Genomic DNA, 11,562 nt, shown 5'->3' on the forward strand with positions numbered 1-11,562 from the left:
CGCACTCCTTGATGAGTCAGCTTACCTCCGCAGCCTCGTCAAACTTCAACCGGGCCGCTTCAACCTCAGGCAATTTGTCGAGCGTCCATTTATGCAATTCGCGAAATGGTTGTTGCAGTGTTCGACCAAGTGGGGTGATCTCATACTGGACTGCCACAGGCGAGAACGAGATGACCTTGCGCGAGACGAGGCCATTTCGTTCCAGCCGCCGCAGGCACTGTGTAAGCGCCTTCTGAGTGACGCCTTCCAGACGACGCCTGATGGCGTTAAAGCGATGCGGCCCGTCATCCAGCACCGCCAGAACCATCATGGACCACTTATCTGCGATCTGGTCGAACAGCGCCCGGCTTGGGCACTCCGACGAAAAACATTGTGGCTTTAATTCCAGCATCGAAGTTTCCTCGTGTATACCTAGGCGACTCTAGGTGTCTAATTGACATTTGGTTTACAAAATATACTTATATGGCCTCCCAAAGCAAATGGAGTCCATCCGATGTCAAACCCTGATACCAGCATTTTATTTCGTCCTTTTTCCGTCGGGTCGCTTGAGCTGAAAAACCGGATTGTCATGGCGCCGATGACACGGCAATTTTCGCCGCAGGGCATTCCCGGAGAAGGGAGTGCTGCGTACTACCGGCGGCGGGCTGAAGGTCGGGCCGGATTGATTTTGTCAGAAGGGACCGTCATCGATCGTCCTGCTTCACGTAACGGTTCCGGCATTCCTTATTTCCACGGTGAGGCGGCGCTGGCCGGATGGAAGAACGTGATCGATTCTGTTCACAGTGCTGGTGGTCGTATGGGGCCGCAACTCTGGCACACCGGTGCAGTGCGTGACGTCAGCGGCTGGGAGCCTGATGCGCCAGTTGAAAGCCCATCTGGCCTCGATTCGCCAAACGAGCCGCGCGGTGTGGCAATGAGCGAAGAGGATATTGCTGACACAGTTGCTGCTTTTGCCAAGGCAGCGGCGGATGCCAAGCGCCTGGGTTTCGACACCGTTGAGATCCATGGGGCTCATGGGTATCTGATCGATCAGTTCTTCTGGGCCGGCACCAATCAGCGCACCGATCGTTATGGCGGACCGACGATCAAAGAGCGCTCGCGTTTTGCCGCTGAGATCGTGTCTGCCGTTCGTCATGCGGTTGGCCCCGAATTTCCTATCATCATGCGCGTCAGCCAATGGAAGCAGCAGGACTTTGGGGTGCGCCTCGCCGAGACCCCTGCACTGATGGAGGACTGGCTGCTGCCGTTGGTCGAAGCGGGTGTTGATGTTCTGCATTGTTCGCAGCGACGCTTCTGGGACCCTGAGTTTCCCGAAATTGATGGTGAGAACGGACTGAACTGCGCAGGCTGGGCGAAGAAAGTCACTGGGGCCACAACCATTAGCGTCGGTTCGGTCGGGCTGGATAACGATGTTACTCACGCATTCGCCGGCAAGGGCTCAACCCCTGCGAGCCTGGAGCGGCTCGTCGAGCGTATGGAGCGCGAAGAGTTTGATCTGATTGCTGTAGGGCGTGTTCTGCTGAGTGACAAGGACTGGGTCGCCAAAGTGGAAAAAGGCGATTACGCGGATCTGAAGGGCTTCAATCCGGCATCTTTAGCTGAATTGGTTTGAGTCTGAGTGGAGAGTGTGATGCCACAAAGGTTCTAATCTGAAGGGATCAGAGGTCTGGCCTCGGGTGTTGCGAGGCCGAGATCGTAACCCGCGCAAATAGGATTGTGTTGCAGTGTGGCCCGGGCATTTATGCGCAGGCCACACAGCGTCCCACCCACTGGTTCGCCCACCATACAGAATGTTCGCTGACTGCCAGTCCACCGAGTATCTACTGATGCATCTCCGTCACGGACATGGTGAATACCAACTTGGATCTGCCTGCGTTGGAATAGGAATGAGGTACGTCGGTCTTAGCCACTGCTGAGCTTCCCGCCGGGATGACTAGCTCTGTTTCCCCTACCACGCATTTCAGCGTGCCTTTTTCCACATGAAACAGCTCAAGCGTGCCTTGAGGGTGCCCAGGTGACGCGAAGGATTCGCCAGGATGCATTTCCCAGCGCCACAGTTCGATCATATTGGGGCCGGAAGTGCCCGCCAGAAGTCGCGCCGTCCCTCCCAGGTCCCCGGTCCAGAGAGTGGGGATGTCTTGACTGTCGATGATATGGGCAGATGGGGCTTCGGTCACATTGACGATGTCTGCAACGGACAGGCCCAGTGCGGCTGCGATTTTGCAAAGGATGCCGATGCTGGGATTCGCCGTACATTTTTCTATTTCGACGACCATTCCTTTGCTCACTCCAGAGCGACGGGAAAGCTCATCCAGCGTGATCTTCTGTGCCTTGCGTGCCTGTTTGAGTGTGCGTGCGACAGCCAGGCTGACGGCTTGAGCATCAGCACCTGGGGTCGTCGACAGGCTGGTATTGGTGGTCATTGATGAGGGTCATGAGAAAAAATGTGCTGGGATTCTCGGTCTTTACCAATAGGCCCGTCAATCGGCTCGTTCGTTATAGTAGATGATATTGGTCATTATATTGACTTTGTTCGTCGGCGCTGGATAGCATGAAATGACATTTGGATTCCTGGAGGTTTTTGATGCTGTCCGTACTGCCGTTAATCGATAAAGCCGTTGCAGAACTGGCTCCGGAGTTCCGGGCTCTGAGCATTGTCGTGGAAGCCGCGTCGCTGACCCACCCTGAGGTTGCTCAGGCTGCTCTGGACCGGGCTTGCAAGGCGGTGCGGGAGGGGGGCCAAGTTGGGGAGAAGCTCATCTGGCAGCGTGGGCCGAGACATTCCGAAAGTTCGGGGCCAAGCCGCAGCGCACGCCTTGCTCAGCCGAGGCGTTGCGTAAACGGGTTTTACGTGACGGTAGCTTGCCGAGCCTGGATCCCATCGTTGATCTCTACAACGCCATCAGTATCGAGTACGCCATCCCCGTCGGCGGGGAGAACATTGAAGCCTATGTGGGCTCCCCACGGCTGGTAGTCGCCGATGGCACCGAGCCCTTTGACACGATGAAAGAGGGCGCTCCTGCTTTCGAGTATCCAGACGCAGGCGAAGTGGTCTGGCGCGATGACAAAGGCGTGACCTGCCGTCGCTGGAATTGGCGGCAAGGTGTCAGAACCCGTCTCGGTGCTGATGCGAAGTGCATGTGGTTCATTCTGGAGAGTTTGCCGACGATGCCGCTTGAAGCCTTGACGGAAGCGGGGGACAAGCTGATCGAAGGTTTGCGGCAAATGATGCCAGGCGTCCGCATCGAGAGTTCACTGATTGGTCCTGGGGCCAAATAGTCGACAGACAACTGTATGGAGTGATGACGATGTTTACCGGCCTTAGTGCATTTCCCCTGACACCTATGAATGAGCAGGGTGTGGACGAAAATGCGTTTACCCGTCTTGTGCAGCAACTGGTGACGGCGAAAGTAGATTCCATTGGGGCTCTCGGGTCCACCGGAAGTTATGTGTATCTTTCTCGAAAAGGGGATGCCCCCTTGCAGGGGGCTGAGTCAGCCCCCTGCAGGTTAAACCCTATAACCAACCCTTGATCTGCGCGCGCAAAGCCTGGGTGGAAATACCGTAGCGATCATGCAACGTCGGCAGCGCGCCAGCATCGAGAAACGCGTCCGGCAGCGCTATTTGCCTGAACGTCGGCGTGACCCCATTGCGCAACAGCACGGTTGCCACCGCTTCGCCCAGTCCGCCAATGATGGAGTGGTTTTCGGCAGTCACTACCAATCGCCCCGGCTTCCTGGCCTCAGCCAGAATAGTCTGCTCATCCAGGGGCTTGATGGTGGGAACGTGAAGCACCGCGACATCCACGCCATCAGCCTGAAGTTCCTTGGCGGCTTCCAGGGCGCGCATTGTCATCAAGCCGGTGGAAATGATTAAAACCTCATTGCCCGTACGCAGGGTCTTGGCTTTGCCGATCTCGAATTTATAGCCATATTCATCGAGCACCAGCGGTACGTTGCCGCGCAGTAACCGCATGTAGACTGGCCCTTGATGCGCGGCAATGGCGGGTACTGCCTGTTCGATTTCCAGGGCATCGCAGGGGTCGACGATCATCAGGTTCGGCATGGCCCGGAAGATTGCCAAATCATCCGTTGCCTGGTGACTGGGGCCGTACCCGGTGGTCAGTCCAGGCAGGCCGCAGACGATTTTGACGTTGAGGTTTTCCTCGGCAATCGCCATGCAGATGAAGTCATAGGCCCGGCGCGAGGCAAACACCGCGTAAGTGGTCGCGAAGGGCACGAACCCCTCCCGAGCCATGCCCGCTGCCGCGCTCATCAACAGTTGCTCAGCCATGCCCATCTGGTAGAAACGCGCCGGATGTGCTTTCGCAAAAATGTGCAGGTCAGTGTATTTGGACAAGTCAGCCGATAAGCCCACGATATCCTGGCGCTGGTCTGCGAGGGCGGCCAATGCGTGGCCAAAGGGCGCCGATTTGGTGGCCTGACCTTCAGCGGCAATCGAGGCAATCATCGCGGAGGTTGTCAGCTTTTTCTTTGGCGCCTCGGGCGCCTGAGCCGTCGTGTTGGTTGCGTTGCTCATAGGGTCTTGCCTTCTTCGAGGTTGTTCAGGGCCACATCCCATTCATGCTCGTCCACGCGGATGAAGTGAGTCTTTTCACGGTTTTCCAGGAACGGCACGCCTTTGCCCATCTTGGTATCGCAGATGATGACGCGCGGTTGTGCGGCGGGATGGCTGCGGGCCGCGTCGAACGCCTTGACCAAGGCGTCCAGGTCGTTGCCGTCTACCCGCTGGGTGAACCAGCCAAAGGCTTGCCATCGGTCAACGATGGGTTCAAATGCCAGCACCTCGCTGGAGTGTCCGTCGGCTTGCTGGTTATTGACGTCGACGATGGCGATCAGGTTGTCGAGTTTCCAGTGCGAAGCGGACATCACCGCCTCCCAGGTGGAGCCCTCATTCAGCTCGCCATCCGATAGCAGGTTGTAAACGAATGAGGCGGATTGCTTGCGCTTCAAACCCAGGCAGGCGCCTACCGCGATGCCCAGTCCCTGGCCCAGCGAGCCACCGGTGATTTCCATGCCGGGGGTGTACGCGGCCATGCCGGACATGGGCAGGCGGCTGTCATCCGAACCGTAGGTTTCAAGTTCATCCAGTGGAATGATTTCAGCCTCGATTAGCGCGGCATACAGTGCGATCGCGTAGTGGCCGATGGAGAGGTAAAAGCGATCACGCTGTTCCCACTCGGGGTTATCGGGCTTGTAGTTCAAGGCATGAAAGTACGACACGGCCAGCAAGTCTGCTGCGCCCAGCGCCTGACCAACATAGCCCTGGCCCTGGACTTGCCCCATGCGCAAGGCATGGCGGCGAATGTTATGGGCGCGCTGCACCAGAGTGGTGGACGAGGCGCGAGATAATGTGGCAGTCATGGAATTCTCCGTTAACTCAACGATTGACCGAAGCGGCAGGAATGCGCAGCACCAGACAGGCACCGATGCACAGCACACCGGTAATCAGGTACATGCCGATGGCGCTCGAACCGGTTGTGGTGGTGATCCAACCAATCAGGTAGGGCGAGCAGAACCCCGCAAGATTGGCAAAGCTGTTGATGCCGGCGATCCCCGCAGCGGCGGAGACGCCACCGAGTAATGTGGTAGGCAACATCCAGAACAGTGAAGACGCCGACAGCACGCCTGCTGCTGCAAGGCACAGGCACAACACCGACAGCATCAGGTTGGTGCCGAACACCGCCGCCAACGTGAGGCCCAGTGCGCCGGCAATCATTGGCCCGACCAGGTGCCAGCGGCGCTCCTGGTGCTTGTCGCCGCTACGCCCCATCAGCACCATCGCAACGATGGCGCACAGGTAGGGGAGACTGGTGAGCAAGCCGATGTGCATCGGATCGGCTACGCCTGCGTTACGGATAAGCGTCGGCAGCCAAAAGGTGATCGCGTACTGGCCCATGACCACGCAAAAGTAGATGCAGGCGAGAATCCACAGGCGACGGTCCCGCAGGAACGCCCTGACCGATGCATGGGTGACTTTGCGGCTGTTGTCCTCGGCCAGTTCTTTGCTGATCAGCGTTTTTTCTTCATCGGTGAGCCATGTCGCCTGGTGGACGCCATCTTTGAGGTAGGCCAGCACCATCAGGCCAACGACGACGGTCGGAATGGCTTCGATCACGAACATCCACTGCCAGCCCGCCCAGCCTTGAAAGCCTGCGAACTGGGTCATGATGTAGCCTGAGAGCGGCCCGCCGATCATTCCTGAGAGCGGGATGGCGATGAACCACAGCACGGTCATTTTTGCGCGGCGGTAGGAGGGGAACCAGTAAGTGAGGTAGAGCAGCAGGCCGGGCGCGAGACCCGCTTCAGCAATACCAAGCAGGAAGCGCAGCGTATAGAACTGCCAGGCCGTTTCTACGAAGGCGAAGAGGGCGGAGATGATGCCCCACGAGATCATGATGCGCGCGATCCAGCGACGGGCACCGACCTTGTGGAGGATGAGGTTGCTTGGCACTTCGCAGAGAAAATAACCAAGAAAGAACATGCCCGCGCCGAGCCCGTATACGGTTTCGCTCAGGGACAGGTCGTTCATCATCTGCAGCTTTGCAAACCCGACATTTACCCGGTCCAGGTAAGCGCACAGGTAGCACAGCATCAGGAAAGGCATCAATCGCCAGGCAGTTTTGCGATACGCGCTGGAGCGTACTGTGGACACAGCGTCGAGCGTCATGGTGGTCATCATGAGGGTCTGATCTCTTGTTTTTATAGAACGCCGGGCCTGAAGCCCGACGTATCGTCGATCCAGAACTGAATGGACAGCGGTGGTGACACCTGTTGTCAGTGGATCAACATGCCGCCGTTTACATCGAGCGTGATTCCGGTGAGGTAGGAGGACAAGTCGCTGGCCAGAAACAGCGCCGCATTGGCAACATCCTGCGTTGCGCCAAGCCGGCCCAACGGGATGCTTTCGATGATTGCGTGGCGACGCTCATCCTGCATCAGGCCGCCGGTGATGTCGGTGTGGATCAAACCTGGGGTGATGGAGTTGACGCGAATGTTGTCCGCGCCAAATTCGCGTGCCATGGCCTTGCCCAGCCCGAGCACACCGGCTTTCGCTGCACTGTAGTGCGGGCCACCGAAAATGCCGCCGCCACGTTGGGCCGATACGGATGACATGCAGACGATGCTGCCCGAAGCCTGGGTGCGCATCACTGGGATGACCGCCTGCGACATCAACAGTGTGCCGCGCAGGCTTACATCCAGGACCTTGTCGTAATCGCTCGGGCGAATGTCCAGCGTCTTGATCGGCTGCGTGATACCGGCATTGTTGATGAGTATGTCGATACGGCCGTAGAGCTTGATAACCTTGGCGACGGCTGCTTTGACTTGCACCTCGTCGGCGACGTTGGCAGCCAGACCCAGATGGCCTTCGCCGAGGGTGGCCGCTGCGTCACGGGCGGCGGATTCGTCGAGATCCAGAATGACCACGCGTGCGCCGTGTTTGGCGAAGGTGACAGCCGTTGCACGGCCGATACCTCGTTCGGATGCAGCACCGGTAATAATCGCGACTTTGCCTTGAAGAAGCATAAGGGGTACCTCTGATTGTTTTTATGGTTCGATTCAGCGATCGATGGCTCAGAGTGGTCCCCGTGGACATGCCGAGCAATAACGCAAACGTCACTGCTACATGAATAAAATTCAGCACTCGTCAATGCAGACCGCAGATGCTTGAATGGCACTCCCGCGTTCGAGCCCAAAACAATAGGCTGGATAATGATGCGCCAGGACGATATCCCTTCATCCAAGCTGCCACCGCTGAGAGCCATTCAAGCCTTCGAGCAAACCGCGCGTTTTGGCAACCTGGCAAGAGCCGCCGAAGTGCTGGACCTCACGCCGTCGGCGATCAGCCACCAACTGGCCAAACTGGAGGTCATGATTGGTCGACAGTTGTTTGTGCGGGCAGCGCGTGGGGTGACGCTGACACCGGTGGGTGAGCAGTACTTGAAGGACATTTCCGGTTTGTTGCAAAGCCTTGAGGTCGCTACCGAGCGGGCGGCGAGTGACGTGAGCCTGGATTGCCTGCGGCTGCATTCCTCCCCCAGCTTTGGCTTGCTCTGGCTGATGCCCCGGCTGGAGTCATTTCGCTTGACCAACCCGGACATCCAAATCAATTTGTCTTGTTCCTATGAATCGCTGCATTTCAGCCAGGACAAGATCGATGTCGATATTCGCCACGGCCGGCCGAATTGGCCCAGCTATGAAGTGCGCACCGTGCGTAACGAAAGCTTCGCTGTACTGGCCTCGCCCAAGCTCCTCGCACGCTGTGCGGTAAAAAGCGCAGCCGATCTTCTGGCTGAGGATCTGATTCTTTCCGAAGCGACCTTGCTCAGATGGCCTGAGTGGTTCGCTCAGCATGGCCTGGCGCGCCCCGAAAAACCCTACGCCTTGAGTTTTGACCGATCCTACATGAGCCTGGAAGCGGCGAGCCACGGGTTGGGATTTGCCCTGGAAAGCACGCTGCTGGCGCAAAAATACCTCGCCAGCGGTTCGCTCGTTGAAGTCGCCCCCGAAGCTTTGAGCTCTCCGGTAGCCGCCCACCATTTAGTGTTCCCGAAGGCCCACTCCAGTTTTCCCAGAGTCAGGCGATTTTTGGGTTGGATGGAAGGGGAGTTGGGGCATGGCTTTGTGTTTTAACGTTATGGCTGTCCGAAGGGCGGCCGCTGTGATTTCAGCAATTGAATGCGATTGGTGAGGCGTGTGCGATGTCGCATTAAAGGCTCTCAGGATCGCCGAAGAACATTTCGATATGGCTCTGGGATGGTAGATAAATCCAGCAAATTGTGTCTAATGCTAGAATTTATGCCATAAAACACCGGATTAGGGAATTAAGTTGCTTGATCGGGTGATAGGTTAATTCTATAGTTTTGGGGACTAACTGGCACAGAAAGGGCTAGGTACGCACTATGTTGGATTTAAGCTTCAGCAAGCCGAGCGAGGTCGTCAAGCGCCTCTGCAATCGCTTGCGCACAGAGCGCTTGGCGCTGGACATGACACAAGCCGACTTGGCCGGACGTGCCGGCATCGGCACCAACACCGTGTCCAACCTTGAAGCTGGGCGCAATGTCGGGTTCGAGAACGTGGTTCGGGTGGCGATGGCCCTTGGCCGAACCAAGGAACTCGAAGGCCTGTTCCTGCCAAAGCTGGAAAGTATCGAGGACATTCGGCGCTATGAAAACAGCGCCAATCGTCTCCGTACAAAGAGGAAACCCGGCAATGCTTGAGCAGGTGAACGTCTTCTACGAAGGCTGGGGTGAGCGATGGCAATGGGGCATGCTGGTTTCCACGACCGCCCTGACCGGTCGCCCGCTGATCGTGTTCGAGTACAGCAATGAAGCCAGGCAAAAGGGCTTGGAATTGTCCTCCTACACGCTGCCGTTGGAGGGGACTCAGTTGCGCCGGGATTTTCCAGACCACCAACTGTACTTGCCAGGGCCTGTTTACGACTCGTTGCCGGATGGGTGGGGCATGATGCTGATGGACCGTATGTTCAGGCGGCGCGGGCTCACCACGGCGCGCATCGGTCCACTGGAACGGCTGGCCTACATCGGTAGCAATGCGATGGGGGCCATGACGTTTGAGCCCGTGGCACCCGAAGGGCAGGAATTTGAAGTCCACATCCCGCTGGAACAGCTTGCCGCCGAAGTGCGGGAAGTGCTCCACGGCGACGGTGGCGAGTTCCTGCAGACGTTGCTGCTGGTGGGCGGCTCGCCTCAAGGTGCAAGGCCTAAGGCCCTCGTCTATCGCAATCCCGAAACTGGCGGGTTTACCACTGCCGTCACGCCGGGCTTTGAAGCATGGTTGATTAAATTCCCGGCCAAAGAAGAACATGCCGAGGTGTGCGCTATCGAAATGGTCTATGCCGAATGCTTGCGCATGTGCGGTATCGAGACCGCTGACACGCAGTACTTCAGTCTGCCTGATGGGTTGGCAGCGTTTGCCAGTAAGCGCTTTGACCGCCGGGATGATCTGCGCGTACCCATGCAAAGCCTCGCGGCCTTTACGGGGGCAAATTACCGGTCTCCTGGGGTGTTGGACTACGTCAACTTCTTGCGGGCAACACAGATGTGTACCAACGATGTGCGAGAGATGGCGGTGGCCTTCGAACGTGCCGTCTTCAATGTTGCGTTCAACAACAGAGACGATCATCCCAAGAACTTTGCCTACATCATGTCGCAAGACGGTCAGTGGAGGCTGTCGCCTGCTTACGATGTGACCTTCTGCGAGGGGCCAGGTGGATATCACCAGATGGATGTGATGGGGGAAGCCCTGTCGATTTCCCGCACGCAAATGCTTCGGCTTGCCGAGGAAGCCGAAGTGCCCCCGGACGTTGCAGGCAGAATGATTGACGGCATTTGTGATGTGGCGAGCCGGTTTGCAACCATCGCCGAGGACCTGTACCCACAGGCTATTACCCAAGACACCTTGCGCACGATCCAAGGCAGCATCGATCAGAACGTAGCTCTGCTGCAACACGGTCACGCGGGCAGCAGTCGCCGTTGAATATCGGGAGGAGCGGGCGATTCTCATCATTGATGCTGTCGTGTGCTTCGAGCACGTAGGGCACTGTGCCGCGGAGGACGCCTAAAGACTCTCAGGGTCGCCAAAAAACATCTGAATCCGCGACCGCAACCACCGCTCCCCAGGGTCGTTGTCCTGGGAACCGCGCCAGGCCATGTGCAGCTCGAAACTTCGCACTGGTATGGGTGGGTCTTCGGCGCGTACGCCGCCGGCGGCGGTCAGCGCGTCGGCGGTGTAGTCGGGCACGATGGCGATGATGTCGGTGCCCGATAATAGCGTGCTCAGGCCGTTGAATTGCGGCACGGCCAGCACCACATGGCGCTTGCGGTCGAGTTTCGCCAGCTCTTCATCGATGAAGCCGCTCAAATCACCCGCGAAAGACACCAGGGCATGGGGGCGAGCGCAGAATTCGTCCAGGGTCAGTCGTCCTGGGGCGGTGTCAGCCCGTAGTACTTTGGGCATGCTACGCCGCAAGACCTTGCGCTTGGCGTTGGCTGGCAAGTCCTCGGTGTAGCTGACGCCAATGGAGATTTCACCGGATGCCAGCAAACCGGGCATCAGAATGTAGTTGACCCGGCGCACCACCAGCACGATGCCGGGCGCTTCGGCGCGCAGGCGCTTGAGCAGCATCGGCAGCAGGGCGAATTCGGCGTCGTCCGACAGGCCGATGCGAAACACCGAGGTGCTGGTGGCCGGGTCGAATTCCGCTGCACGGCTGACCGCCGTGGAAATCGAATCCAGGGCCGGGGAGAGCAGGGCGAAGATCTCGACCGCCCGGGCCGAAGGCTCCATGCTGCGGCCGGTACGTACGAACAACGGGTCATCGAACAGGCTGCGCAGGCGCGACAGCGCGGCGCTGATGGCCGGTTGGCCTAGGAACAGTTTCTCGGCCGCGCGAGTCACACTGCGTTCATGCATCAATGTTTCGAACACGATCAACAGGTTCAGATCGACACGCCGCAGGTCATTACGATTCATCTGGGGTCCTGGCAGATTCGGCAAGCTTGACGTGAGCGGCCATATG

At 58.1% G+C, this 11,562-nt stretch carries 12 protein-coding genes and 1 pseudogene; 6 read left to right on the plus strand and 7 right to left on the minus strand.

All coding sequences use genetic code 11. The features are described 5' to 3' along the window. Positions 1 to 16: 16 nt before the first annotated feature. Positions 17 to 391 carry a winged helix-turn-helix transcriptional regulator gene (locus AB4O22_RS10340; protein ID WP_223473273.1) on the minus strand — a complete coding sequence of 125 codons (375 nt, stop codon included), beginning with the start codon at positions 389 to 391 and terminating at the stop codon, positions 17 to 19. Between the two features lie 102 nt (positions 392 to 493). Between AB4O22_RS10340 and AB4O22_RS10345 the strand changes: the two genes are divergently transcribed. Continuing rightward, the gene (locus AB4O22_RS10345) at positions 494 to 1,612 is read left to right on the plus strand and encodes an NADH:flavin oxidoreductase (protein WP_223473274.1); all 1,119 of its coding nucleotides are present in this window, start codon (positions 494 to 496) and stop codon (positions 1,610 to 1,612) included. Between the two features lie 208 nt (positions 1,613 to 1,820). On the opposite strand, the gene AB4O22_RS10350 is transcribed toward AB4O22_RS10345, so the two are convergent. After that, entirely contained in the window at positions 1,821 to 2,423 is a 603-nt protein-coding gene (locus AB4O22_RS10350; protein ID WP_223473275.1) for a helix-turn-helix domain-containing protein, read from the minus strand. 161 nt (positions 2,424 to 2,584) lie between these two features. On the opposite strand from AB4O22_RS10350, the pseudogene AB4O22_RS10355 reads away from it, so the two are divergent. Together AB4O22_RS10355 and AB4O22_RS10360 are read left to right on the plus strand one after the other, a co-directional pair. After that, positions 2,585 to 3,279, plus strand: a pseudogene (locus tag AB4O22_RS10355) (B3/B4 domain-containing protein). Positions 3,280 to 3,308: 29 nt separating this feature from the next. Then, positions 3,309 to 3,533 (plus strand): dihydrodipicolinate synthase family protein, encoded by a 225-nt coding sequence (locus AB4O22_RS10360; RefSeq protein WP_460158244.1) that lies wholly within the window; start codon positions 3,309 to 3,311, stop codon positions 3,531 to 3,533. Here the strand turns inward: AB4O22_RS10360 and AB4O22_RS10365 are convergent. The 4 genes from AB4O22_RS10365 to AB4O22_RS10380 all read right to left on the minus strand — a co-directional run bounded on the left by AB4O22_RS10365 (position 3,517) and on the right by AB4O22_RS10380 (position 7,547). Next, positions 3,517 to 4,539, minus strand: coding sequence for a transketolase family protein (locus AB4O22_RS10365; RefSeq protein ID WP_460096206.1), 1,023 nt, complete (start codon positions 4,537 to 4,539; stop codon positions 3,517 to 3,519). The two genes, AB4O22_RS10360 and AB4O22_RS10365, sit on opposite strands and share 17 nt — an antisense overlap. Beyond that, positions 4,536 to 5,384 (minus strand): transketolase, encoded by an 849-nt coding sequence (locus tag AB4O22_RS10370; RefSeq protein WP_460096207.1) that lies wholly within the window; start codon positions 5,382 to 5,384, stop codon positions 4,536 to 4,538. The genes AB4O22_RS10365 and AB4O22_RS10370 overlap by 4 nt, the downstream gene beginning before the upstream one ends. A gap of 16 nt (positions 5,385 to 5,400) precedes the next feature. Then, positions 5,401 to 6,702, minus strand: coding sequence for an MFS transporter (locus tag AB4O22_RS10375; RefSeq protein WP_223473279.1), 1,302 nt, complete (start codon positions 6,700 to 6,702; stop codon positions 5,401 to 5,403). Between the two features lie 95 nt (positions 6,703 to 6,797). Next, entirely contained in the window at positions 6,798 to 7,547 is a 750-nt protein-coding gene (locus AB4O22_RS10380; RefSeq protein ID WP_223473280.1) for an SDR family NAD(P)-dependent oxidoreductase, read from the minus strand. 189 nt (positions 7,548 to 7,736) lie between these two features. On the opposite strand from AB4O22_RS10380, the gene AB4O22_RS10385 reads away from it, so the two are divergent. The 3 genes from AB4O22_RS10385 to AB4O22_RS10395 all read left to right on the plus strand — a co-directional run bounded on the left by AB4O22_RS10385 (position 7,737) and on the right by AB4O22_RS10395 (position 10,520). Continuing rightward, on the plus strand, positions 7,737 to 8,654 hold the full coding sequence (locus AB4O22_RS10385; RefSeq protein ID WP_223473281.1) for a LysR substrate-binding domain-containing protein: 918 nt from the start codon (positions 7,737 to 7,739) through the stop codon (positions 8,652 to 8,654). Between the two features lie 269 nt (positions 8,655 to 8,923). Beyond that, positions 8,924 to 9,241, plus strand: coding sequence for a helix-turn-helix transcriptional regulator (locus AB4O22_RS10390; RefSeq protein ID WP_223473282.1), 318 nt, complete (start codon positions 8,924 to 8,926; stop codon positions 9,239 to 9,241). After that, positions 9,234 to 10,520, plus strand: coding sequence for a type II toxin-antitoxin system HipA family toxin (locus AB4O22_RS10395; protein WP_223473305.1), 1,287 nt, complete (start codon positions 9,234 to 9,236; stop codon positions 10,518 to 10,520). Before AB4O22_RS10390 ends, AB4O22_RS10395 begins: the two co-directional genes overlap by 8 nt. A gap of 81 nt (positions 10,521 to 10,601) precedes the next feature. On the opposite strand, the gene AB4O22_RS10400 is transcribed toward AB4O22_RS10395, so the two are convergent. Next, on the minus strand, positions 10,602 to 11,516 hold the full coding sequence (locus AB4O22_RS10400) for a LysR family transcriptional regulator (RefSeq protein WP_027911545.1): 915 nt from the start codon (positions 11,514 to 11,516) through the stop codon (positions 10,602 to 10,604). Positions 11,517 to 11,562: the final 46 nt, after the last annotated feature.

It is taken from the genome of Pseudomonas sp. S3_B11, assembly GCF_054667715.1.